Here is a 23,173-nt window from a genome sequence, read left to right as displayed (position 1 = left end):
ATTTAATTCTTCTTTACGTTGCTTATAAAATTGCCAATATTTTTTGTCTTCCATAGAGAAAGGTGTGTAACGTAGCTCATTATAAGTTAGGTCAAAATATTTATAGGCATTTTCCATATCACCCAATTCGTAATAAACGATTCCTGTCCATATAAACACACCTGCTGCAGGTTCATCTTTTCGTGCCTCAAGTGCAATTAACATCCACTCAAGGGCTTTTTGATAATCACCTAATTTTTTATAATTTTCTGAAATACCACAGGCGATTGCCGAAGTAGGCTCAACGAATTGAGTGGCTGGTTTGGGTAACAGTTCCCATGCTTGATTGAGAATATCAACGCTTTCCTCCGGCGTAGTAGCATCATTTGAGTTACATACAAAATCATTGATTTTTTTGTTTAATTCATAATTTACTTGATCTAAATACATAATTTATCCTTCTTAGATTAACAACCTTTAGGTAGCTTACCGTTTTTAGGTTTACAGAGTTTCTTATAACGTTCTTTGCCCTTTGCCCCACAGGAACAGTTGCCTGGTCCATATTCTAATCGATAATTATTAGAATCAAGCATCCATTTCCGTACTGTCTGAGATTTAGCTCCATGATATTAAGTGTTTTGAATAAAGAAAATACCTGCTTGACTTCCAGATAGAAGTTTTTTCTTAACATTTTGATCATAATAAAAATAACCAATACCATTCTGAAAAATATGTAACTTTTTATCTATATCTTCTTCTAATAATTGCAAGCAAAAATTAAACTTAGGAGAAGGATATATTATATCTTGTTCAAAATAAGGATTGCCAAAAATTTTGGATACATCCAATCCCATACCATTATCTTCAAAGAATAAATGTTCATCTTCATTGTATTTTGCATCAGCTTCTTTATCAATTTCATCAAGCCTTTCAAAAAATTTTCTTTCCAAAGAAATATTTCCTAAATCTTGCTTGTTGATAGCTTCTTCCCTTTCATAAAGGACAGCGCAACTAAAACCATCATTTAGTAAAATTAAATCATCCTGACAATTAACAGTATATTTAGATGAAATAGAGTCTTTCACCCCTCCTAGTGCATGCGCCTCTATGGAAATAAAAACAGAGATATAATAATTTCTGCGAGGGAATACATTGTCAGGTAAAAAGTCAGAATAAAGAGTAAATAGATGCGTTTGATAGGCATCAGAATTTGGAACTTTAGGCCATAATTCTAACGGAATATGTTCAGCTCCTCCTCCAATATAACCAATACTATGTGGCGTTTTAGAAGAAGTAAAAAGTAATTTTGACATTTAAGTTTCCTTTTTATTATAATTTATCAAATCCAATAATTTCATAATCATTTTGCTCCTTCCATTCCTTCAAAGTATAAAGAAAAGGTAAGGAGAACATTTCTAATATTTTTTCTTTTAAATTTTCTGACACCATAAATGCTTCCATATACTTATATTTGGAAGACAGCAAAATATCCTTATCCGAATTAGTATATGCCTCCAGCGAAAAACCTTTTTCATCTCTTCCTAAATCCGGGTAAACAATTTCATCCTCAATTTCCCAGCTAACTATTCTTACCAAATAATAGACTTCATTTGTCAATAGCTCACCTTTTGTATTGACAATAATCGCTTCGCTCATACCAAAATTATAATTAAATCCATATTTTTTAATAAATTCCAAAAAACGCGCTGACATGATAAAGAAGTTGTAGCCATAAGGTAGAAAATCAAAAGTAACACCTCTTGCTTTCTTTAAGCAGACATAAACCTTTTCAGGCATTGGAGGAATTTCTTGTCCCTTTACGAACCAACTCCATGGAAAGTCAAAATCAGGATGCGTTTTTTTAGGGTTGAATTCCTCTGATATCCCTACTTCCCCTAAGGAAACCTTAGGCACTTTTCTTTTCGCTAACTCATCTAAACTTTTAGCGCTATATCCCCACACCATTAATTTCTTCATAATTTCCTCCTAATCTAATCGTTTGGGTGAGTTGGTAGATGAACATCCTCCAACAGATATGGACTTACTCAACCGTTTTTCAAACTTTCTTGTAAATCTTGTACACGCTGTCGCGCTTGTGCCTGTAATCGACCATGACGTGGTTGCGGTAGGAGAAACCGTGCAGTTTTTTACCGTCCCGTCCGTAAACGGCGGTAAAATCGCCGTAGTCGTCGTAGTCGTAGCGCACCAGTTCCTTACCATTGAAGGTGACGGAAGTGAGGCGGTGCGCCGCCGTCGAGAGAGGCGATTTAGTAGAGGTCGTCTGAAAAATAGAAATCTCGTGCGCACCGCACACACTCTACGTCGGGACTGAAGGTTTCATACAAGCTACAGTTTGCTTTTTTTCATTCGAAAGAAAATTTTAACATTTTTGATAAGCGATTGATAAAATATAGAATTGCCAAATGTTCATCTTGGCAACAATATTCTTCGGTTCTCAATCCTCTTTCAGAATAGAATATATGCCATTTTTTATTTTCTTCAACAATACATAATGATTCATCATTTACTTCATTGATTGAGTAACTATCTTCTGGTACTCCTTTACTTTTAAGATATGAATTCAATTCATTAATTTTTAACATTTTCCTATTTTCACCTCTTCCAAATGCCCAGATTCTATATGATTTAACAGATTTTTGTAATTCATACTGTGTCCCTAATCCAATCTCTCCGAACAACGACATAATTTTACTTGCAGCTACATTATCAATTGGTTTCAGTACCCTATATATGGTATAAGGCTTTCGATTAGAACCAGGAGGTAAGACTCTCATAGGGTATGGTGTTCCTACTGGAGATACAGATTGTCTCCGCCTGAAAGCCAAATCGGATCCTGATTCACAAACCAACCTGCATCAAGCTTATAATACCTAAAGAAGTTGTAATGCAGCCCCGTATCACGATCGATATATTGGTTTTGCTGGTGGAAGGCTTACTGAAGGATGGATAAGTGAGGGTTTAGAATTTCAGACTGCTTTTGGGGTTTGTTAGATCTTGAAATTAATCCACACTTATACTAAATATTATAATGAATGATTTTTAACTCTATTCCTAACTCAGATAATAATTGAATTTGTTTTATGGAGATTTTATATTCACGAGTAGCCTCATCGTTAGCCCAGCTGTAAATTATAAGCTCTTTATTTAGCTTATATTTTTTAAATATATAGTTTAAATTTTTCTTTATGTCTTCTATTTTTTGTATAATTATATTAATTTTTTCATTTAAATTTTCCTCTTTATCTATACCAAAAGAATAGTAAGAGTGTTCAATTATAAATTGAACCTTTTTGTTTGGTGAGGTAAATAAATCTCCCTTACTATAAAACTCGGCATTTTTAATATTAAGTATTTTGTCTATTTCTCTCATGTTAATATAATCATTTGATTCCATATAAAATGTTACTTCAATTGAATTATTCAGCATCATTGCAACCAATTCTTGTTCTAATAAATTCAGAAGAATTTTTTCTTCTTAATAAAAGTTCTCCAGTTTTATTTTGTTTATAAACATCATAATGAGATGCGGCTCGTTTACCAACATAATCAGCTTTAAACGCATGTGGAGCTGTGCCTATTTGATCTAAAATCCATTTCAATTCTTTTTGGTTAATTAGTTTACTATCTTTTGTATCTCCATCATTACAACCAGACGACAATCCATATAAATCTACCCAAGCTTGTACAATTTGAGAATAGTTATAAAAATTGCTTCTTCCCCACAAACTAATCGGATCCTGATTCACAAACGGCCCGGCCTCTGGCTCGTAATACCGCATCAGGTTGTAATGCAGTCCGGTTTCTTCATCGAAGTATTGGTTTTGCAGTCTAAACGGCTGATGGGAATACCGATAGACACGCTCATCCTTTTTCAGACGACCTTGAGTTTTGGGGTCGTCTGATTTGAAAACTGTAACCTCAGGAATCTGTATGGCCGTCTGAAAAGCGGAAACCGCGTTCATACCGCCCACACCCTACGTTGGGATTAGAAATTTTGTGCAAGCTACGGCTTGCTTACTATCAAGAAAAGTTAATTATTCCACAGTTTCAGCAGCTTCTTTTAACCAAAATTGGATTGACTCGATAGGATTTAATTTTTTCGCACGAATAGTATTTGTATAATCGGGTGGTAATACTTCAACATTAATCATTATTTCTGAACGAGCTTGATTTAAGGAGAATATTCCCTTCATATCACACCGATGAAGTGCTTCCTCCATCACATTAATCCGGAAATTAAATTCTTTTTCATATTCCACTTCTGTTTTTAATGAGTGAATATCAATACGATCTAAGAAAGCTTTGTTTACTTGATGGAAATATTGTGAACCAAACTCTAAGTAAGGACTATCTATCGAAGACCATTTAAAATCTGCAATATCGTAAGCATCCCAATTTTGAGCAATGCTTTGTTTTTTTAATGCTTCATATGACCAAGCACTCACAAAAGGAGCCAGTGCCTCACCTGTGGTACTTAACACAAAGAAGTAAAAAGTTTCATTTGTCGAATTGAACAAATCTATAGCCGCCTGACTTGTTGCCTCTTCGATTGTAGCAACTAACTTTTCAAATATATCATCAGAATAATTCATCCTGCTACCTCCTTAAGTATTACATTTTTTAATCTATCTCGTACCTTTTCATGAAATTTTCTATTATGCATTTCATTATGAAGGCGAGGATGACCAACAACGATCCCATTAGTAGGATCATTAATATCAATATTATAATCTGACAAGATTCTATATCAGGTTCCCACCAATTTACTTTACCACCAGATGCTACTATGTGACCTGCAGCCTGGCCTGACATAACTGACCGACCTTCCAATGCCATATTTCTACCAAGCTGTTGTGAGTTTGCTCTAGTACTACCGAGATTACCATCGCCCAAAGGACCTTTTTTAGCAAGTATCAAAACATCCACCCAAGCCTACACATTAGGCGCAAATTAGTACAAATTCTCTCCACCCAACAAACCAATCGGGTCCTGATTCACAAACCGACCTACATCAGGCTCATAATACTGCATCAGGTTGTAATGCAACCCCGTCTCACGGTCAGCGTACTGGTTCTGTAATCGGAAGGGCTGGTATGCGCTATCCGTTACCTTGGTTTCCTCTTTCAGACGACCTTACTGGAACATTGGGTCTCAACTCATCCTAGGACGACTATTTGAATTTCTGTTTAATTAGAATTAATTAATATTCAAGGCCTAATTAAATTTATTGATCAAATGCGGTTGGATCAAAAACAGAGATATATTTTATATTCATTTTGATAGCTTCTTCGAACGGAGGATCATCTTCAGAAACTTCCAGTGCAATTCCTTCAATAATTTTTGAAAAAAAAGCTTCTTCACATTCATCATAATAGAAACCTAAATTAGAATTTAAGATATCATTAATAGGCATTCCTATTTTAATAGTACTGAATTTGCCTTGATATCCTTCTAATGCAGAAATTTTATAAATTTCTCCTGAAGTAATATCTACGTTAATTTCAATTGGGATATCAGTAAATATATATCTGCATGAATAAACATTAGTTTGAAAAAATTTTAATTTTCCATTTAACATATTTTTATTAATGATACTGGAGTAATTTTTAATATTGTCTTTTAATCTGATTCCCCCTAAACTCTTTGCGGGGATAATTTCATCATAAATATTCATCATCTACCTTCTAAGTTTGTTACGGCTCGCGAAGTTCCTTTTTATATTTATTTACCATTTGCATATGAGTATTTAAAGTTAGCGAAATTTATTATCAAATCAATATCATTATCAAAGCAAATAATATGCTGATACCTTTTTGTTTGCTGATTCCATTTTAATTCATGAACCAACAGGTCATTTTGTGAATACTGATTGTTAAAAATTTCAAAAGGTATTTTCTCAAAAAAGGCATCATAATAATTTAAAATTAAAACACTTTCCCAATTAGCCAATAAAAAGCTTAATTCGATGCTACTATTCATATTTTCTTCAGTTTTCAGGTCTCGGGAAATTTTAAAATCCTGAAGCCAAGAATCATGAAGAGTTTCTTTTCCTCGAAGTTGATATTTTTTTCATCGGAAAAAAAATTGTAAATATAAGGATTTATTTCATCTCTTATATCGTCTAAATAACGAAAATACCTATCAAATTTAGTAATACCAAGGTCGTTTTGATATATTAGCTTTGTCATGTTTTTACCACTCAGTTTGTAAAATTAAATATATTTAGTTAATCTGGCATTAATAGTTGCATGAATTTCTTAAGTTTATTGCCTTTTATGTTAGCAGTCCCTTTTGGAGGAACCGCACTTATTCTTCGTCCAGTATCAACAGTAATACCTCTACAAGAATTTTCTACAGAATCAGGGATTCCCTCCGGTTTTCCTTTTTTGCCATGTTTATTAAACCATTCATCTGGGCCATATATACCCACTTCTTTTCCTTTAGGGTCATATACATGTATTTCAAAACTTGATTTTTTTCCACTATCAAATATATCGAGGGCACCCGTATAACCTTTTCCTAAATTGAAAGTTTTACGATTTGCTAACCCCAACAGATCAACCCAGACTTGAATATTCGGCGCAAACTGATAAACGTTAAAGCCGCCTTCCAACCCAATCGGGTCCTGATTCACAAACCGACCGATCTCAGAAGCTCGTAATACCTGAAGAAGTTGTAATGCAGCCCCGTTTCACGGTCGCAATACTGTTTTTGCAGGCGGAAGGGTTGGTAAGCGCTATCCGCAACCTTGGTTTCCTCTTTCAGACAACCCCAGCCGGTATAGTTGCCGAACCACAGCAAATTGCCGTCCTTATCGGTCATCTCTCTTGAGATATCGATTTGGTCGCAGTGGAAGTAGTGGGTTTGTTGGCGGTTTTCGCCGTCTTCGTTGATGTGGTTTTGATAGGCGAAACTGCGTGCGTACGTACCTCACATATCCTACGTCAGGACTGAAGGTTTTGTGCGGGCTACGACTTACTTTACATCGTAATTGGAAGTTTCATTGGCTACAGTTCGATTACACCTCGATAAAACATTCAAAAAAATCAAAGTGATTTTTATCGAATGCAATTAATAACTTGCCTTCAGGAATTTTTTTCCCTGTCATACCTCCTATGCAAATTCCGAGGTTCTTAAAAAGAATATATTTTTTTCCTTCAATAAATTCAGAATCGATGGCTTTAAGGTCTTCGATTGAATTTTTAAATATATCAATATCTTCTAATATGGGATTAGAATCTTTTAAGCAATATCCATAAACTAGTTTATCGTTTTCATAAACCAACTCACAAGCATTTCTATATTCCACCTTATTATTCATAATATTATCTTCAACCATTCTTGCTGGTTTTCCATATTTTTCTTGTACTTCCTCAAGAGAAGTACCAAATACAAAATCACCAATTGATTCATATGGCTTAATCAAGTAGTTCATATTAACCCTTTCCAATATATTTACATTAATAAAATTAGGAACATTTACCAATAATTCTACAAAATCTTGTTACCTGTTTCCTAGAAATTAATCCCTGCCGTTTGGTTTCCGAAATCATCCTTCCTACATGATTTTATATACGCCTTTTTATTCTATTTCAAAGGCAGCAGTATGATATGAAAACCCTTTCGTGCGCACATTTTTGACGAAATAAGATGAAGGTCGCCTGAAAGGCAGAACCCGTGTGTGTGCATACCGCACACCTTACGTCGGGATTGGAGGTTTCATATGGGGTACGGCTTGCTGTTTGCTTTCGCATTCGGCATTGGTGTGGTTGCGGATTTTTGCCCGTGGTTCGTAACCGTCCCAGTTGGTGTGAGATAAGGTGTATCTGCCGTTTGCGTACACTATCCTGCAACAGCCGGCTGCCGTCCCAGACGAAGCGAGTTTTGTCTTCTTTGCTGATTTACAAACCGCCCGCAATTAGATTCTTGGTATTGGGTTTAGTTTTATGGTATCAGTATTAATTATAATGAATTATTGACAAATTAATATCAATATCAGAAATTAATTTAATTTGTTCAGTATTTAAATTTAAGTGGATATCTTCCTCATCATTTCCCCAAGTATATATAATAATCTCTTTAGTAAAGCTAAACTCATTAAATATTTCTTTTAATAATTTTCTTTTCGTTTTTATTATATAAAAAAAATTATCTATTTTATTTGATGTATTAACCTGTCTTTTTATCCCAAAACTATAATATGATACTTCGCTGATATACTTGATTTTTTTATTTTTTGATGTACATAATTCCCCCTTGGAACAAAAAGCAGCATTATTAATATCTAAGAAATCTGCAATATAATTCATATTCACAACTTGGTTTGTTTCCATGTAAAAGCTAATTTCTATATTATTTTCCATAATTTATCTTTCCGCATAAGACGAGGTTAATCATAATATATAATTAACCACAACAACCCACGTTTGTACGTATGGGGCTACTTCCATCTTTTTTCATCAAAATTAATTCCTTAGATTTTTTTTGTTGGTATACATCATAATGACTTATAGGTGCACCTCTTCCTAAGAAGTCCTCTTTAAATGAATGAGGATCTCCTTGATCTAATTCTTCTAGAATTCTTTTTAATCTAGCAGTATTTAATTTCTTACTCTCAGCAATGTAATCTCTTTCATTGTCATATCCATAATCTTTAGGATCTTTACAAGATAATCCCAAAGGATCCATCCATCTCTTAATATTGAAGGCTAACTGATAAAGGTTTGTTCCACCATTTAACCCAATCGGATCCTGATTCACAAACCGCCCCGCCTCAGGCTCGTAATAGCACATCAGGTTGTAATGCAGTCCGGTTTCTTCATCATAATACTGGTTTTGCAGTCGGAACGGTTGATGTGCATCCTTATAAACCCGCTCGTCCTGTTTCAGACGACCCCAAGCGGTATATTCGCCGTACCACAGCAGATTGCCGTGGATGTCGGTCATCTCTTTCGGTATGCCGATTTGGTCGTTGTGGAAGTAGTGGGTTTGTTGGCGGCTTTCTCCGTCTCCGTTGATGTGGTTTTGATAGGCGAAACCGCGTGCGTACGTACCGCACATATCCTACGTCAGGACTGAAGGTTTTGTGCGGGCTACGACTTGCTTGGGCTACTTTACAGTTGATAATTATATTTAGAAAATTATGTCTAATACTCTATTTTTTAAAATAAATTCTTTTTTTAAATGTTCTAAAATATTATCTAACTCTTCCTTGCTTAAAATTTGGTTGGTCTTAGTAAATTTTGCTGTTTTCGCATATAGGGAAAAGTGAAACTCATTATTTGGAAAGAACATTTCTCCTTCAAATGAAATTTCATGTCCATTTAAAGAAACAATTAACATACCTCTTGAAAATTTTTTAATTACGAAATCATCCATAGTCATTACCTTTGAATTATAACAGTTGAAATCTTTGTTTTAGGATCTATTATTACTATTTTTGTTATATTAGGATTGTTCTTCAAAGCGGATAATTCTCTATTTTCCCATATATTTCCTGGTCGCAGATCTTTGCCAATAACGCCTGTTACAGTACCAGAAGCGCATGTTGCATACTCTGATGAAATATCTTCCCATGCTTTAATGCTTGCTTGGTTATTTTGATCCCACGTAGGCATGATAATTTTTCTAGCTTCAATTAACATTTCTAATGTTGTTCCTCCATTAGATTTGGCAATATCGGCAGCAATATGTTGTCCACCAATACCATCTGTTCTACCTGACCAAAAAAATGCTGTGTTTGGTTCTGTTTTAACTTTGCTATTTTCACAGCATTTATTCAAACCTAGAGGATCAACCCACACCTGAGCATTAGGCGCAAAAGCATAAAAATTCTCCCCGCCCACTAATCCTATGGGATCTTGATTGTTAAACCGTCCGATTCTACTGTCATAGTACCTGAAAAAGTTGTAATGCAACCCTGTTTCTTCATCGCAATACTGGTTCTGTAAACGGAAGGGTTGCTATGCATTATCCGTTACCTTTGTTTCCTCTTTCAGACGACCCCAGGCGGTGTACTCGCCGTACCACAGGAGATTACCGTAGATGTCGGTCCTCTCGCGCGGAATGCCGATTTGGCGCAGTGGAAGTAGCGGGTTTGTTGTCTACTTTCGCCGTCTGCGTTGATGTGGTTTTGATAGGCGAAACCGCGTGCGTACGTACCGCACATATCCTACGTCAGGACTGAAGGTTTTCTCCGAGCTACGGCTTGCTTTAATTATTAAACTGGAATCATTCTGCTAAAGCAATCATATAGATTTTTACCAATTAAATAGATATTTTGGAATTTTACTTCGTCAGGCATTTGTACACCAAATTCATCAAAATAATCTTCTTCATCCCATTCATTTTCATGATCCCAATAGAAAATTTGCCCAATTCTTTCTCCTTGAGTACATAGACAAATCAAATCACCAAATTCATTACTTGATATTGGTAGAAAATTATCTGGTATTCTATTTTTGTATTTTTCAAGCCTTTCACTAATTTGGGAATTTTTTTGGTAGTTTATATTTTCACCATAAAAGAAACCTAAATCACCACCATTCCATTCGATATTACCACCCACAGGAATATCGTCATCAGGATAACAATATTCAGGCAAATCACTATATGGTGTTAACTTAAATTCTTTTATAAATCCCGTCTCTCCACCAAATAATTCAAGATAATCCAAATAATCTGAAAATTCTTCTTTAGTAATATCTAAAAATTTGGACATTGATTTTCTAGATGTAGGAATCAGTGGTTCAAATGTAAACCTTTGAACTCCACCCATTTTCTCAACTAAACTCTTAATTTTCATTTTCATCACTCCTTTCAGTTATAATTTGTCAAATAATCAACATTTCTTATTAGGTCGTTTATTACACATAGTACATGTATGTATTCCACATATGCGTTACATTAAAACTAAAAATTTCATGTAGACTAAGAATTTCTTAAATCAGGAAGGATAATAGGTTTGTAACTAAGTACTTTATCAGCTATTTCCTCGGAGCTCATGTTTGTCCAATATATATAATCGGATATATTTGGATCTGTGACCAAATTTACTAATTTTTCAAGGAGTACCTCTTCATCCTCTTCTGATCCTTCAAAATTCCTCAACTGATCAATCAATTTGATTAAATATAATCTATCTAACATAATGCTATCCTCTTCCAAAACAGATTTAGGAAATACACCAGCATTTCCATGGGTACCCTTCAACCATTTTTTTCCAATTGAATTACAACTTCCTGATGCAATACCTGAAGAAGTTTTAGTGCAGCCCCGTTTCATGGTCGCAATACTGGTCTTGCAATCGGAAGGGTTGGTAACCAGTTCCGGATATGTTGATTTTGCTCTTTAGTTTGCCCCAGCCGTAATAATCCCCGAACCAAACCAGGTTGCCATCCTTATCGGTCATCTCATGCGGGATGCCGATTTGGTCGCAGTGGAAGTAGTGGGCTTGTTGGACTCCTTCTCCGTCTTCGGTTGTCCAATCGCGAACCTGTGCTAAAGGATCGTAGGAATCCAGATTGGTGTAGTTATAGATATATCTGCCGTACGGGTGGATTTCTTGCAGTAAATACTGCCGACCCAAACGAATCCGGCTTCCTCTTCGAGGCGATCTGAGAAGCAGAAGCCGCGTGCGTGCGTTCCATTCGCACTCTACATCGGAATTGCAAATTTCATTGGCTACAGCTTGCTCATTTATAGAGACTGTATTACTTCTATATATCTGTTTGTTTTTTTATCCAAAAAAATGTACAAATAAGTAGTATCATGCTTCAACTTCGATATATCTAACTGCCCTAGAAACATTGCGGGAATATTATCAACGATAGGCCAATCAGGCTCCTGTAACCATTTGGGATGTTTATCCATGCAAATGAAATATTCCTTAATAATCTTTTTAAAAGTAGTCGCCGTCTTAGGTTTGTACTTATCATACAAGGAATTTAAATAACCCATATCAGCTGGTATCCAGTTAGGAATAGCCTCCAAAATCAAATCAAAATTTTTTTCTGTCGTTGAATTCGAAGAGTACAGGATATGCTTGTAATCTAAAATTCCCCTGAAAATATCCATCAAATTTAACTTTGCATCAAGAGATGTCAAATCCTGACTAATTAAATATTCATAAGTGGAATTACTATTCATATAAGGTTTAGCTTTAGTATTTTCCAACAGGGAAATTAATTCTTGATTGGAATACAACGCCATTTCCAATTCTTCAGTTGATAATTTTTCTTCCACAAAATTCTTTAAAATTTCTATTGCTTTCATAGCTAATCTCCTAGATCCCTATAAGGGTCAATCGCTGCATGTTGTTCTCTAGTTACTTCTCTCAAATTAAAAGGACTATGCCTATTCTTCTGTCCAAGGCGTCGTAGCTGTAGTATTGTAAGTGTCGGTAACGGTTTCGGGCAGCCATTGGGCGTTGTAGCTGTATCTTGTAGTGTAACAGGTGGGGGCGATGATGCTGATGAGGTTGTTAAAAAATTAATATTTCACACGACCTCAAAGAAGGTATCAAGGCCGTCTGAAAAACAGAAACCGCGTGCGTACCGCACGCACTCCATGTCAGGACTGACGGTTTTCTCCGGGCTACGGCTTGCGCGTTCCCTATCTGTGAGTTTTGAGAACTATATAGGCTACGGCTTGTTGCTAATGAAAGAAGTATTATTGATGAATTAAGAATGTTGCCAAAATCCAGCTACTACATCAATATTATCTTTATTCTCTTTGTAATATATATACAATGCCCCATAATTAAAAGGGTAATTACCATTAAGAAGATTATCTGGGTAATAATCTTCATCTATACTCATCAAGTACAAATAACCGTTTTCTTCTAAATTTTTATAATAATATTCTTCTTCTTGAATCAGTTGCAATTCTCCTCCTACTGTTACTAAACCAGATAAATCATCACTATTTGCTTTCCTATACGGTTCAAAATAAATTCTATTTAAGTCCATATTTGTAAATGAAGTAATTTCACTTTCCTCAGATTTTGGATGAGTAAAAACTTTTATTGCACAATTAGGATAAATATTATTATCAAGCATAATATCATGATTTTTAGGCAAGAAAATAGATAAGACAAAATTAGTTTTTAATGGATGTTCAAAACATCCATAAAACATCATTTCTGAAATACAATCTTGTTTATCATCAAAATATTTAGGAATATTTCCTCCTATTCGATTAAGGCTAGTTTCCTTAATCTCGTTCAAAATAACTTTTTCTTGAATAGCTTTAATCATTTTTATTTCCCATCCTCTTCTTAACAAGCCTATATAGATTCCATATCTAGTTAAATTTGTATTTAACTCAATGTTATCCATTGCCGATTGTACTTTCAATTTTTTAGGATCAAATAAATTAGCATTTTGTAATAACTCATGCGCTGATAATTTATCATTCTTATGTCGAGGATCTTTATAACCCGCAATACCAAACTCTGGCAACAACCCCAGCCGGTGTATTCGCCGTACCATAAGAGATTACCATGGATATCGTTCATCTCTCTTGAGATGCCGAACAGGTCGTAGCCGTAGCGGCGGTTAAGTACGGTACAAAAAAGATCGTCTGAAAATATCGAATCTTACTTTTTGGTTTTTTTCTTAGGATTTATTTCTTCTTTACGTTGCTTATAAAATTGCCAATATTTTTTGTCTTCCATAGAGAAAGGTGTGTAACGTAGCTCATTATAAGTTAGGTCAAAATATTTATAGGCATTTTCCATATCACCTAGTTCGTAATAGATAATACCTGCCCATAGAAATGTACTGCCATCAGGAACTGTTTTTCGCGCCTCTAATGCAATATTTATCCATTCAAGTGCCTTAGAATAATCCTTTAGCTCTTTAAATCTGCCAGAAATTTCAGAACATAGCCCACTAGTTGGGGTTACGAATTGAGTAGCAGGTTTTGGAATTAAATCCCAAGCTCTCATTAACTCATCAATCCTTTCCTGAAGAGTTTTAGCTTGTCTCGACTCACATATAATATTATTAATTTCACTATTTAACTCAGGATTAATATCAGATAAATACATGATTTTCCTCTCATTCATAATTCTTCATTAACAACTTTTGGGTAACTTTCCATTTTAGGCTTACAGGGTTTCTTATAACGTTCTTTGCTCTTTGCCCCACGGGAACAGTCTCCTAAAAGAGTATTTATTACCATATTGGTTCAGTTGTGTACCTGTGCCAAGGGTTCGTCTGTACCTCACATGCCCTACGTCAGGATCGGAAGTTTCATGCGGGCTACGGCTTGCTAATTTTGGTTCGATTCCTGATATTTTGTTATATCAGAAATAGTGATATCTTCATTATTAAACATATCATCTCAAATTTGCTTATAAAATTCTTTTGCGGTCATTTGTTGAGGTATTTCAAAGGCTGCGTCAGTACTAGGAAATTGATCATGTAGTCGTTCTTCAGTCCAGAAATTTAATCCAAATCTCAAACTTTCTTTAATTCTGAGTTGGGTTGATATTGTAAAATTTTGATACTCGGGGTACAGATATTCTTTGACTAATCTCTTTACGCTATCTCGATTAACCAAATTCAGACCTGATAAGTCTTCAAGTTTGCTATCTATACCTTCGTGTAATAGTCCAAGAAAAAGTCTGATATATTCAGGACTGACTTTATACTTTTTATTCATTTTAATTTTCCCAAAATTGAAACTAATTGACCAACTTTATTGAATTTGGCTTGTACTTGAGATGTTTGGATTAATGGTCCTCTTTATTGGAATTCAATCCAATCTATAGTAGACTGAACTCGCTATTCATATATTCGTGAGGCATTCAAAATGTCTGCTAGCATACTCCAATTTAAAGTTTTGTCGTTATATTCTCTCATACCTATATTTTTATAGTATCCATCCATATCTTCAATCCAATTTTTCATGGCTTCTAAAAAGCTATCTAGTGTATTATTTTCAAAATCTTCTGTATGAATTTCAGTAATGAATTCTTTTAAAAAAACTAGAAAGTCATCTCTATTTTTAATTTCCATAATATAGTCCTCCCCGAACAATGTCTTTCAGACGATCTCAAAGAGGTATTGAGGCCGTCTGAAACGGTTCGAGTTTAAACAGTTTGCTAAATTTGCTTTTTAAGAATTTTCACTAAATAATCTGAGAAATTAGCTGCTAAAGTTAGCAATTCATCAGTATCATGATTGTAAATCATTACCGTTTTAGATGAGGAAATATAAATAGGATTTCCACAGCCATCGGTACCAATTATTAAATTACTTTGACCATCTTTAAGATAATCGGAAAATTCTTTATTCAAATCAATAATTGTATCTTCCCCAAGAAACTCGGAATTATGTATTCCATATATTTGAGTATCCCTAACGACACACCCTCCAAATCTCATTGTAAATTCTTTAAAATCGTCATCTAACTTGATATTAAGTGCTTTCTCTATATTGAGGATCTCATCATTAGTTGTTGGCTTACCTTGAGCCACTGGATTTTTTTGAAAGAAAGCAATTAACTGCTCTAAAACAAATTTATTTAACATAAATATTCCTTATTAAACTAACAAGACTTACCTACTTTTAGGTCTCTACGTCTTAACTCTTTTCTGGCTCTATATTTCCAATATTCTCTGCGCCAATTTCCAAAATCACTTCTGACACTGCCATTTCCCACATTTTTACCCTTCCTCCTTTGGTTGTGCCTGAAACTCCTTCTTCCGCCATATATCTTAATGTACATTCTGATATATGAGATAAATCTTGGGAATTTCTAACTTCTAAACTTAACCCTTTTGAGTCGGCGAAGATTTCCCCTTTCTTAGATCGTTTTGCCAATCCCTAAGGGTCAAGCCACATGGCCGCATTAGGCCCGAACCAATAAAGATTATCCCCACCCCATAACTCAATCGGGTCCTGATTCACAAACCGCCCGGTATCAGGTTGTAATGCAGTCCGGTCTATTCATCATAATACTGGTTTTGACCTAGATTGTTAAAGAACCAATATTTCAGACAACTTCGAAAAAGGATTGAGGTCGTCTGAAAAACAGAAACTGTGTGCGAACCACATACACTCTACATTAGGACTGAAGGTTTTGTGCGGGGCTGCGGTTTGTTTAATAAATTTATTGAATATTCCAATTAAAAATACTTAAATGGATAAACATCAAACAATTTATTACTTATACTATTTACTGAATATATAAATTCAGTTTTTATATTATCCGTAAGTGTCTCTCCTTCATCTAATAGGTGCTCTAAATCTCTGTATAACAAAGCCAACTGGATAAATTGTGAGAAATCTATCCCTAAATTTGTAAAGCAAGATCTGGTATACTCTCCAGCATCATGATTATAATGAAAAATGGTATTATCAATTTTATTTAAAAACCATCCATCTCCTTGTCCTGCTTGCCCAATACTCCAAAAACACCTTGATATTTCGGGATAATTACACTCTAGGTATCTATTTTCATTTAAAGCCTCTTCATAATTAAAAAGAGAAATATCAGGTATTATTTCTACTTCCTGATACTTAGCAATAAATAACAAATAGTTATTATCCAGCTTAGGAAGTTTATCTAACTTTTTAATTTCTACTTTACGCTTAATACATATATTAAAAAAATCCTCGGGAAATAATTTTGATTTGAACATAAAAGTATCCTCCATAAATCACAAACCATGTATCGGATTCACCGGCCGACCGACGCCCACCGCACCTTTGAAGGCCGGGAAGTTATAAATAAAGTTGGATAGTACTTGTTATTTTTTTTTGTGTTTCGACACTAATTTCCTGGTTAAAATTTTGGATGAATTTTAAAAAATCAATAATTAAGTTGATTTGAGTAGTGTTAAATATCGTACTTTCATTTCTTAGGGCAATATATAAAAAGTCAACAACGTAACCATATAAATGAAATTTAGACAAATTAGAAAGAATATATTTTAAACAGCAAGGAGTAAAATATAATAAAGCCTTATTAGTAAAAGCTTGCCACTCTAGTGATTCAAGTATTGAGAGAAAATCATCGTATGTTATCTCAATCCAAGTTTTAGTAGATAGTTGCATTAAAGAAAATATATAAGAGTTATCACTATCATCAAAACTTATAATGTTATTTTTATCAACTTTGAAAACTGGAAAAGTAGGCCCAATTTGTTCCTCTAGATAATTTCTTTCTTGTATATATTTTACTTCCGTTAGAAAGTTTTCAAATTCACAACATAGTCCTAAGTCTTTGATAAACTTGGAAATATATTCTAAAAAATCATGAATTATATTGATTTCATTTTTGGTTAAAGATTGCAGTAAATTAAATAGTTCACTTACTTCTCCTTGGGATATGTTGGAATAATAGCTAAATAATTCTATGAAACAATCATTATCTATACTAGGATTTTCTATCGAGCTTAGTAAAAGTGTATTTAAATGTAAAGCATTTTCATTTTTTTGTTTATCTGACATTTGATTTTTAATTAATACAATTAGATTGTTTTTTTTCATGTCTTACTTTCTACATTTTAAGATATGGCACCATTTGATTGATTTATTATCTATTTTTTATTTACGCTTTTAAAATTATTTAATAGCTTTACTATCTTCTCTTTATTTTCGCTGGATGAGTTAATTGCAATTCTAACGGCATTTTCTCCAAATTCATTTTGTATATTTTTATCAGATCCATTATCAAGGAGTAATTTCACCATTTCTATATTTCCAAACATACATGCATAATGTAGGGGGGTATATCCTAAGTCACCTTTAAGATCGATCAATGCCCCATTTTGAAGAAATACAAGAGCATCATTTAAAGAATTATTTCTAGCTGCAATATGTAAAACTGTATCATCCATACCTCCTACTTGATTTATATCTTTAATAGTGTCACCTAAAAAATCAGGATGTGTCTCATATTTTTTTAAATACATAATAATTCTTTTTCCATTAATAGTACAACTCCCCAGCCCACCCTTTAATTTGATCGGATCCTGATTCACAAACCGACCTACATCAGGCTCATAATACCTGGAGAAGTTGTAATGCAGCGACCTTATTACGGTTTTGTTGGCTCGCCAATAATATGATTCAATTACTTATAATTTCTCAATAAATTCATTATCTCTTTAGACTTTTTTTTATCATGATATTCTTCCGTTGCATAATGCTTTGCATCATATCCAAACTCATTTTTTATATTTGTTTTAGCACCATTCTCTAAAAGAATTTTAATAATATCAATATTTCCGTGAAGGCAAGCATTTTGAATAGGAGTAAAATTTAATTCGCCTTGTTGATTGATATTAGCACCATTTTCTATTAGTAAGATAACATCTTTTTTAGCTTGAGAATTAACGGCTAAATTTAATAATGTTTCTCCCATAGAACCTAAGTCATGTACTGAAGTGATTGGATTACTACTAAAAAAACTAGGGTAGTCTTGGTATTTCAAAAAAAGTTTTGTTAAAAGATTATTCATATTTACTCTCCAAACAATTCTATCTAGAACATTCAGCTTTTGCTTTTTCTTTTAAAACATTTAATCTGTTTTTCCAATCATTTATTTACTTTTTTATTTGCTTTGTTAAATATTTGTCGTAAACGAGAGTTGTAGTGCAGCCCCGTCTTACGGTCGGCATATTGGTTTTGCCATCTGAACGACTGATTCGCATCCTTATAAACCCGCTCGTCCTTTTTTAGAAGACCCCAGCCGGTATAGTTGAAGCAAGTGAGGAGAGCATAGGGAAAAGGTCGTCTGAAAATTGATTTCAGATAACCTTGATATTTAGCGGAACTCGACCTAACCTACGACTACTGTTTGTTAAGAGGTATTTATTGTCCTTGACCAAGAATTTCTTCTCCAATTATTGAATCTAACTCTATCCATGCATCTTCAAGTTGACTAACAATAGAAGATTTATTTTTATTTGGATCGTCTTTTAAATTGAGATACCAAATATGTGTTAATTTTGGTATTTCATATAAATAAGACGCTAGTTTTTTTTCAATTAGATCATGATTATGAGTATAATGCTTTATTTCATTTAAAATTTTTAATAATTCTTGATAGTCTTTTACATCGAATTCAAGATCCATTCTTACCTTATAAATAAACCTATTATTTTCAAGTTTTTCTAATAATTCTTTCATAGGAAACTCCTTTAAGTTATACAAGGCAAAGGATTGCTTCTGCTGGAATAGTTTATTTATTTTAAAAAAGTTAAGCGTTCAGTCCAATAGAAATAGATAACACATCTTCCTCATTGTCGAGTAGAGATATATCGATAACTTTATCTATTTTATTACTAAATAATTTTAAACAATAAAAATTAGGTTTGTTTATTAATTCTAGCCAATTGCATATATTTTTTATTTTGATAATAAACAAGGGGAATAATTCTATTGGTATTTCAGCCGAATCATTTATTCCTCCATAAAAGTATACATAAGCAATATCATTTTCCTCTGGTGCAAAAAAATTTAATATTTCATTTTTTATCGATAAACTAAAATTTTCTTTTGATAATTCTATATTTCTATAGGGGGTAAAAGTACGATTTATTATTTCACATGAGAGTGGATATGGAATAGTTTTTTCAGAATCTGAAATTAAATTATTCAAAAAATGAATTTCTTTCATTTTTTTCATTAAATGATTCTGTTTTAAAGTAAAGATCTTATCTTCTAAAGTTGTCATGATACTATTTCCTATGTTGTTCGGTTACATTATCTTTGTAATACTTCCAAGAAAATGTACCATTTCCATTATTTCTTTTTGACTAAGATTTCCATCCATTTTTGCAGTAACTACATGCCAGTACGGACAAGGATTTTTTTGCAATCGGAAGGGTTTGTGAGCAGAAGACAATAACAGAAACAGCATGTGTACTGCACACGCTTCTATGTTGTGATTGAAGGTTTTGTGCAAACTATTGTTTGCTTTTTAATATTCCTCCAGTGTTTCTATCAATTTCTGTAATTTCATTAGAAGAATGTAGAGAAAGATAATTATTTTTTTCTACAAAGTCTATAAAATCTATAGAATCAAAGTGCCAATATATCCAAATAATATTTCCATTATGAGATAGATAAATTAGTTTAATTTCATCAGTAATGTAAATTTGATTATCAAAAAAATATAATTGAATTTCGTATTCTGCTTCATAAATTAAAGAAAAAGCTTTTTTCGAACATGAAAAAAAATATACTTTGAATTTATCTATAATAAAAAAATTACCATCTTCTAGTTGTATTAGATTGTAATTAAAGTCAATAGGTGAGTATGTAAATATACAACCTTCTATCTCCCATAATAACTTTAAATCATCTTGAATTTCAATTTTAATCTTATTAGATAATAGCTTCATGATAATTTTCCTTTATCAACGGACTTTTGGTTATGTTTAAAATGTCCTAATGTATATTCAATTTTCTTTGCAGATATTTTAAACTTGAACCAGCCTAATATATCAATCCAAATCATAACATTTGGAGCGGATGTATAAAAATACTCATCTCCAAGTAACCCAATCAGATCCTGATTCACAAACCGACCCGTATCAGGTGCATAATACCTGAATAGGTTGTAATTCAGCCCCGTCTCGCGGTCGCAATACTGGTTTTGCAATCGGAAGGGTTGGTGAGCATTTCCGGATGTGTTGGTTTCGTTCTTCAGTTTGCCCCAGCCGTAATACAGGTAGTTGATTTGTCTGCTGCCGGACAAACCGTTTCGGGCGTTCTCTTCTCTAGACGGCACTTTCCATTGGTACTGACCGTTTTCGTTGTAGTCGAAGCCGGTAAGGATGACACATAAGAAAAGATCGTCTGAAAATTTTCACACAACCTTTTTAGGCTGTTGGTTCTAGACCCAACCTACGCTTGCTAGAAACATTTACAGTTATTTGGATTTTGATTAGCTTTATATAGTTTGAAGGATTTAAAATTAACAAATTATAAAAGAATTCAGATTTAAAATGAATGTATTTAAATCTCTCTTCCATAACTTAATGCTCTTAGAAAAGTATAATGATATAGCTGGCTCTTCAGATAAAAAACATGCATAACTTTTTTCGATTGGTAAAACTTCCAAGTCATCCATTCCTTCAAAAGCCAGAGTACAAGTTTTGTTTGGTTGGTATCTATGACGAATAGTCCAATATTCTGATATATCTAAATCATTTCCTTCTGATTCTTTTAAAACAATCCAGTTATGGTTATGTAATTGGTCTCTTAAATCTTCAATATGATATTTCATAGTATATTTCCCTCTAGTTATACTACATCCGGGTCGTAGGCGTAGCGGCGGTTAAGTACGGTACAAAAAAGATTGTCTGAAAATATCGAATCTTACTTTTTGGTTTTTTTCTTAGGATTTAATTCTTCTTTACGTTGCTTATAAAATTGCCAATATTTTTTGTCTTCCATAGAGAAAGGTGTGTAACGTAGCTCATTATAAGTTAGGTCAAAATATTTATAGGCATTTTCCATATCACCCAATTCGTAATAAACGATTCCTGTCCATATAAACACACCTGCTGCAGGTTCATCTTTTCGTGCCTCAAGTGCAACTAACATCCACTCAAGGGCTTTTTGATAATCACCTAATTTTTTATAATTTTCTGAAATACCACAGGCGATTGCCGAAGTAGGCTCAACGAATTGAGTGGCTGGTTTGGGTAAAAGTTCCCATGCTTGATTCAGAATATCAATGCTTTCCTCCGGCGTAGTTGCATCATTTGAGTTACATACAAAATCATTGATTTTTTTGTTTAATTCATAATTTACTTGATCTAAATACATAATTTATCCTTCTTATGTGCATTCTTTAAAGAGTATTTATTACTATGTTGGTCCGGTTGTGTACCTGTGCCAAGGGTTCGTAGCTGTCGGGATTGGAGGTTTCATACGGGCTACGGCTGCTCAAACATCTTAAGCATTATAATTTAGATAATCTTTAATAAAATATTCAAAGTTGTCCCAATGTTTGCTAAATTGTTTATTTTCTATAAACTTTTGAATAGTGGGAGCCTCTACAAAAAAAACCTCATCAGTATTTTTATCATACAGGATATAATCATCCAACTCATTATTCAACAGGGAAAAATAATTATCAGGTAAGCCAATATTTTTTCTCAAAATTTCTGTTTGGCTACTTGAAAAATCCTCTAAGTCCATTGCTAAATCAACCAAATATCCAATTTTCCCATAAATTTCATCACTATATGTTGCCCAAAATTCAATGAAGTCATGATTTACCTCCCCAAAACCTAACTCTTTGAATAATTTACGATATTCCTCCTGACTTTCTGGGAATATTCTACCAAATTCATCATTAAGATACTCCTTAAAATCATTATCTAACATAACAAACCTCTCTATTGTAAATAAAGGATGTAAAGCATTTGTCCTATCTGTAGGATCTTGATTTAGCAATTTGCACTTTCCTAAGTTAAACTTTAGTAATATTCTTTATAGAATCATACATTCATTCTTTCAAATAACTAATATTATCTTCTTCGCAAGATAAGAAGTAGTCATAATTATTTATGTCTATTTTCTCACATAAATAAGGTTCAATTACTTTTGCAACTTCATTTGATATCCAATATTCTTCATACATCGGGCTAGTTTCATGAAAAATTTTTTGTAGAAAATTAAGAGGTGGTTCATTCTTAAAATGTATGACTTCAATAAATTTTTCTCCATTTTTTTCGAATTTTGATATAAATCTTATGATTTTTTTCACCGTTCTATCCTTCTGTTTTTAATAGGGTCTTTTAATTGTTTGCCAGTCTTAGAGGAAAATGCGCCAAGGTGTTTTCCTCGTTTATCATATTTTTCAACTTCTCCATGTTGAGAGTCACATTCTAGAATGCAGGCTCCAGTGATGGGGCTTCGATAGGCGAAACCGCGTATGTGCGTACCGCACGCACCCTACGTCAGGATTCGATGTTTCATACGGGCTACGGCTTGCTATTCTGATAGTAGAAAACTTGTTATTAAAACATCTATATTATCAATTAATTTAATAGGAACTATCACTGTATACAGTAAATTTTCATCAAATGAACTATTAAAATCATATATAGTATCATAATTATCATCTACAATGATTTTTATAATTTTCTTTTTATTGGGAGCTCGTGCTGAAAAAATGGGATTCCCATCCATAAATGACG

At 33.5% G+C, this 23,173-nt stretch carries 44 protein-coding genes and 1 pseudogene; all 45 read right to left on the bottom strand.

Translation table 11 applies throughout. The features are described from left to right. The coding region (locus VRHSUH09_RS00240; protein ID WP_105081044.1) for a tetratricopeptide repeat protein at positions 1-429 on the bottom strand (429 nt) is incomplete at its 3' end. A gap of 179 nt (positions 430-608) precedes the next feature. Beyond that, the gene (locus VRHSUH09_RS00235; RefSeq protein ID WP_105081043.1) at positions 609-1,292 is read right to left on the bottom strand and encodes a hypothetical protein; all 684 of its coding nucleotides are present in this window, start codon (positions 1,290-1,292) and stop codon (positions 609-611) included. Positions 1,293-1,308: 16 nt separating this feature from the next. Next, positions 1,309-1,956 carry an Imm43 family immunity protein gene (locus VRHSUH09_RS00230; RefSeq protein WP_105081042.1) on the bottom strand — a complete coding sequence of 216 codons (648 nt, stop codon included), beginning with the start codon at positions 1,954-1,956 and terminating at the stop codon, positions 1,309-1,311. Positions 1,957-2,035: 79 nt separating this feature from the next. Continuing rightward, on the bottom strand, positions 2,036-2,293 hold the full coding sequence (locus VRHSUH09_RS10505) for a hypothetical protein (protein ID WP_218017061.1): 258 nt from the start codon (positions 2,291-2,293) through the stop codon (positions 2,036-2,038). A 49-nt stretch (positions 2,294-2,342) separates the two neighbouring features. Next, positions 2,343-2,825: a TNT domain-containing protein gene (locus VRHSUH09_RS00215; RefSeq protein WP_276329520.1), complete on the bottom strand. Its 483-nt coding sequence runs from the start codon at positions 2,823-2,825 to the stop codon at positions 2,343-2,345. Beyond that, positions 2,789-2,908, bottom strand: a complete 120-nt coding sequence (locus tag VRHSUH09_RS10640; RefSeq protein WP_105081048.1) for an RHS repeat-associated core domain-containing protein — start codon at positions 2,906-2,908, stop codon at positions 2,789-2,791. The genes VRHSUH09_RS00215 and VRHSUH09_RS10640 overlap by 37 nt, the downstream gene beginning before the upstream one ends. A gap of 108 nt (positions 2,909-3,016) precedes the next feature. Then, positions 3,017-3,394, bottom strand: coding sequence for a DUF4279 domain-containing protein (locus tag VRHSUH09_RS00205; RefSeq protein WP_167386463.1), 378 nt, complete (start codon positions 3,392-3,394; stop codon positions 3,017-3,019). A gap of 22 nt (positions 3,395-3,416) precedes the next feature. Next, positions 3,417-3,962 carry an RHS repeat-associated core domain-containing protein gene (locus VRHSUH09_RS10500; RefSeq protein ID WP_218017060.1) on the bottom strand — a complete coding sequence of 182 codons (546 nt, stop codon included), beginning with the start codon at positions 3,960-3,962 and terminating at the stop codon, positions 3,417-3,419. Positions 3,963-4,034: 72 nt separating this feature from the next. Next, positions 4,035-4,592, bottom strand: a complete 558-nt coding sequence (locus VRHSUH09_RS00195) for a DUF4303 domain-containing protein (RefSeq protein WP_054747005.1) — start codon at positions 4,590-4,592, stop codon at positions 4,035-4,037. Beyond that, positions 4,589-4,738 carry an AHH domain-containing protein gene (locus VRHSUH09_RS10635; RefSeq protein ID WP_167386462.1) on the bottom strand — a complete coding sequence of 50 codons (150 nt, stop codon included), beginning with the start codon at positions 4,736-4,738 and terminating at the stop codon, positions 4,589-4,591. The genes VRHSUH09_RS00195 and VRHSUH09_RS10635 overlap by 4 nt, the downstream gene beginning before the upstream one ends. A 212-nt stretch (positions 4,739-4,950) precedes the next feature. Next, a complete protein-coding gene (locus VRHSUH09_RS10630; RefSeq protein ID WP_105081038.1) occupies positions 4,951-5,127 on the bottom strand; it encodes an RHS repeat-associated core domain-containing protein in 177 nt (58 codons plus the stop codon). A gap of 97 nt (positions 5,128-5,224) precedes the next feature. Further along, the gene (locus VRHSUH09_RS00180; protein ID WP_105081037.1) at positions 5,225-5,674 is read right to left on the bottom strand and encodes a hypothetical protein; all 450 of its coding nucleotides are present in this window, start codon (positions 5,672-5,674) and stop codon (positions 5,225-5,227) included. Between the two features lie 47 nt (positions 5,675-5,721). Then, positions 5,722-5,979 carry a hypothetical protein gene (locus VRHSUH09_RS00175; RefSeq protein ID WP_105081036.1) on the bottom strand — a complete coding sequence of 86 codons (258 nt, stop codon included), beginning with the start codon at positions 5,977-5,979 and terminating at the stop codon, positions 5,722-5,724. A gap of 247 nt (positions 5,980-6,226) precedes the next feature. Beyond that, positions 6,227-6,613 (bottom strand): hypothetical protein, encoded by a 387-nt coding sequence (locus VRHSUH09_RS10495; protein WP_218017059.1) that lies wholly within the window; start codon positions 6,611-6,613, stop codon positions 6,227-6,229. A 17-nt stretch (positions 6,614-6,630) separates the two neighbouring features. After that, positions 6,631-6,894 carry an RHS domain-containing protein gene (locus VRHSUH09_RS10585; RefSeq protein WP_276329519.1) on the bottom strand — a complete coding sequence of 88 codons (264 nt, stop codon included), beginning with the start codon at positions 6,892-6,894 and terminating at the stop codon, positions 6,631-6,633. A 124-nt stretch (positions 6,895-7,018) separates the two neighbouring features. Then, a complete protein-coding gene (locus VRHSUH09_RS00160) occupies positions 7,019-7,435 on the bottom strand; it encodes a CTP synthase (protein ID WP_105081034.1) in 417 nt (138 codons plus the stop codon). 523 nt (positions 7,436-7,958) lie between these two features. Further along, complete coding sequence (locus tag VRHSUH09_RS00155; protein ID WP_105081033.1) at positions 7,959-8,363, bottom strand: DUF4279 domain-containing protein; 405 nt, start codon at positions 8,361-8,363, stop codon at positions 7,959-7,961. A 43-nt stretch (positions 8,364-8,406) separates the two neighbouring features. Continuing rightward, positions 8,407-9,060: an RHS repeat-associated core domain-containing protein gene (locus tag VRHSUH09_RS10490; RefSeq protein ID WP_218017057.1), complete on the bottom strand. Its 654-nt coding sequence runs from the start codon at positions 9,058-9,060 to the stop codon at positions 8,407-8,409. Positions 9,061-9,132: 72 nt separating this feature from the next. Continuing rightward, entirely contained in the window at positions 9,133-9,378 is a 246-nt protein-coding gene (locus tag VRHSUH09_RS00145) for a hypothetical protein (RefSeq protein ID WP_054747016.1), read from the bottom strand. A 5-nt stretch (positions 9,379-9,383) separates the two neighbouring features. Further along, positions 9,384-9,950: pseudogene (locus VRHSUH09_RS00140) on the bottom strand (RHS repeat-associated core domain-containing protein); the annotation flags it as partial. Positions 9,951-9,962: 12 nt separating this feature from the next. Beyond that, positions 9,963-10,067: a hypothetical protein gene (locus VRHSUH09_RS10625; protein ID WP_420856578.1), complete on the bottom strand. Its 105-nt coding sequence runs from the start codon at positions 10,065-10,067 to the stop codon at positions 9,963-9,965. Between the two features lie 152 nt (positions 10,068-10,219). Then, positions 10,220-10,804, bottom strand: a complete 585-nt coding sequence (locus tag VRHSUH09_RS00135; protein ID WP_054747018.1) for an SMI1/KNR4 family protein — start codon at positions 10,802-10,804, stop codon at positions 10,220-10,222. A gap of 125 nt (positions 10,805-10,929) precedes the next feature. Then, positions 10,930-11,148: a hypothetical protein gene (locus VRHSUH09_RS00130; protein ID WP_054747020.1), complete on the bottom strand. Its 219-nt coding sequence runs from the start codon at positions 11,146-11,148 to the stop codon at positions 10,930-10,932. A 115-nt stretch (positions 11,149-11,263) separates the two neighbouring features. Continuing rightward, positions 11,264-11,587, bottom strand: coding sequence for an RHS domain-containing protein (locus VRHSUH09_RS00125; protein ID WP_218017055.1), 324 nt, complete (start codon positions 11,585-11,587; stop codon positions 11,264-11,266). Positions 11,588-11,697: 110 nt separating this feature from the next. After that, a complete protein-coding gene (locus VRHSUH09_RS00120; RefSeq protein ID WP_105081032.1) occupies positions 11,698-12,273 on the bottom strand; it encodes a hypothetical protein in 576 nt (191 codons plus the stop codon). A gap of 407 nt (positions 12,274-12,680) precedes the next feature. Continuing rightward, positions 12,681-13,460 carry a hypothetical protein gene (locus tag VRHSUH09_RS00110; RefSeq protein ID WP_245875962.1) on the bottom strand — a complete coding sequence of 260 codons (780 nt, stop codon included), beginning with the start codon at positions 13,458-13,460 and terminating at the stop codon, positions 12,681-12,683. A gap of 137 nt (positions 13,461-13,597) precedes the next feature. After that, the gene (locus VRHSUH09_RS00100) at positions 13,598-14,050 is read right to left on the bottom strand and encodes a hypothetical protein (RefSeq protein WP_054747022.1); all 453 of its coding nucleotides are present in this window, start codon (positions 14,048-14,050) and stop codon (positions 13,598-13,600) included. A 296-nt stretch (positions 14,051-14,346) separates the two neighbouring features. Then, positions 14,347-14,667, bottom strand: coding sequence for a hypothetical protein (locus tag VRHSUH09_RS00095; RefSeq protein ID WP_245875961.1), 321 nt, complete (start codon positions 14,665-14,667; stop codon positions 14,347-14,349). Between the two features lie 122 nt (positions 14,668-14,789). Further along, positions 14,790-15,023, bottom strand: a complete 234-nt coding sequence (locus tag VRHSUH09_RS00090) for a DUF7660 family protein (protein WP_009352453.1) — start codon at positions 15,021-15,023, stop codon at positions 14,790-14,792. A gap of 86 nt (positions 15,024-15,109) precedes the next feature. Further along, the gene (locus VRHSUH09_RS00085) at positions 15,110-15,538 is read right to left on the bottom strand and encodes an SMI1/KNR4 family protein (protein ID WP_054747024.1); all 429 of its coding nucleotides are present in this window, start codon (positions 15,536-15,538) and stop codon (positions 15,110-15,112) included. A 52-nt stretch (positions 15,539-15,590) separates the two neighbouring features. Beyond that, on the bottom strand, positions 15,591-15,830 hold the full coding sequence (locus VRHSUH09_RS10390; protein WP_167386461.1) for a hypothetical protein: 240 nt from the start codon (positions 15,828-15,830) through the stop codon (positions 15,591-15,593). Between the two features lie 305 nt (positions 15,831-16,135). Then, positions 16,136-16,651, bottom strand: a complete 516-nt coding sequence (locus VRHSUH09_RS00075; RefSeq protein WP_054747026.1) for a hypothetical protein — start codon at positions 16,649-16,651, stop codon at positions 16,136-16,138. Positions 16,652-16,733: 82 nt separating this feature from the next. Then, positions 16,734-17,501 (bottom strand): hypothetical protein, encoded by a 768-nt coding sequence (locus tag VRHSUH09_RS00070; protein ID WP_105081030.1) that lies wholly within the window; start codon positions 17,499-17,501, stop codon positions 16,734-16,736. A 50-nt stretch (positions 17,502-17,551) separates the two neighbouring features. Beyond that, on the bottom strand, positions 17,552-17,995 hold the full coding sequence (locus VRHSUH09_RS00065; RefSeq protein ID WP_245875960.1) for an ankyrin repeat domain-containing protein: 444 nt from the start codon (positions 17,993-17,995) through the stop codon (positions 17,552-17,554). 92 nt (positions 17,996-18,087) lie between these two features. After that, on the bottom strand, positions 18,088-18,474 hold the full coding sequence (locus VRHSUH09_RS00060) for an ankyrin repeat domain-containing protein (RefSeq protein WP_054747028.1): 387 nt from the start codon (positions 18,472-18,474) through the stop codon (positions 18,088-18,090). Between the two features lie 353 nt (positions 18,475-18,827). Then, a complete protein-coding gene (locus tag VRHSUH09_RS00055; RefSeq protein ID WP_054747030.1) occupies positions 18,828-19,145 on the bottom strand; it encodes a hypothetical protein in 318 nt (105 codons plus the stop codon). Positions 19,146-19,215: 70 nt separating this feature from the next. After that, on the bottom strand, positions 19,216-19,692 hold the full coding sequence (locus VRHSUH09_RS00050; RefSeq protein WP_054747032.1) for a hypothetical protein: 477 nt from the start codon (positions 19,690-19,692) through the stop codon (positions 19,216-19,218). Between the two features lie 232 nt (positions 19,693-19,924). Then, a complete protein-coding gene (locus tag VRHSUH09_RS00040; RefSeq protein ID WP_105081029.1) occupies positions 19,925-20,362 on the bottom strand; it encodes a hypothetical protein in 438 nt (145 codons plus the stop codon). Then, positions 20,359-20,751 carry an RHS repeat domain-containing protein gene (locus VRHSUH09_RS10620; protein WP_174683235.1) on the bottom strand — a complete coding sequence of 131 codons (393 nt, stop codon included), beginning with the start codon at positions 20,749-20,751 and terminating at the stop codon, positions 20,359-20,361. Before VRHSUH09_RS10620 ends, VRHSUH09_RS00040 begins: the two co-directional genes overlap by 4 nt. Positions 20,752-20,937: 186 nt before the next feature. Next, positions 20,938-21,249, bottom strand: a complete 312-nt coding sequence (locus VRHSUH09_RS00030) for a hypothetical protein (RefSeq protein ID WP_050774472.1) — start codon at positions 21,247-21,249, stop codon at positions 20,938-20,940. Between the two features lie 92 nt (positions 21,250-21,341). Continuing rightward, complete coding sequence (locus tag VRHSUH09_RS00025; RefSeq protein WP_105081027.1) at positions 21,342-21,794, bottom strand: tetratricopeptide repeat protein; 453 nt, start codon at positions 21,792-21,794, stop codon at positions 21,342-21,344. A gap of 129 nt (positions 21,795-21,923) precedes the next feature. Further along, a complete protein-coding gene (locus VRHSUH09_RS00020) occupies positions 21,924-22,358 on the bottom strand; it encodes a hypothetical protein (RefSeq protein WP_105081026.1) in 435 nt (144 codons plus the stop codon). 121 nt (positions 22,359-22,479) lie between these two features. Next, complete coding sequence (locus tag VRHSUH09_RS00015; protein ID WP_054747039.1) at positions 22,480-22,740, bottom strand: DUF7683 domain-containing protein; 261 nt, start codon at positions 22,738-22,740, stop codon at positions 22,480-22,482. Further along, positions 22,737-22,868, bottom strand: coding sequence for a colicin E3/pyocin S6 family cytotoxin (locus tag VRHSUH09_RS10615; RefSeq protein ID WP_399553456.1), 132 nt, complete (start codon positions 22,866-22,868; stop codon positions 22,737-22,739). Before VRHSUH09_RS10615 ends, VRHSUH09_RS00015 begins: the two co-directional genes overlap by 4 nt. A gap of 99 nt (positions 22,869-22,967) precedes the next feature. After that, positions 22,968-23,173: hypothetical protein (locus VRHSUH09_RS10480; protein ID WP_218017053.1), on the bottom strand; the 206-nt coding region annotated here is incomplete at its 5' end.

This window comes from Veillonella rogosae JCM 15642 (genome assembly GCF_002959775.1).
GTDB lineage: Bacteria > Bacillota > Negativicutes > Veillonellales > Veillonellaceae > Veillonella > Veillonella rogosae.
The sequence above is the reverse complement of the archived record's forward strand: the minus strand, read 5'-3'. Positions and strand labels throughout refer to the sequence as shown.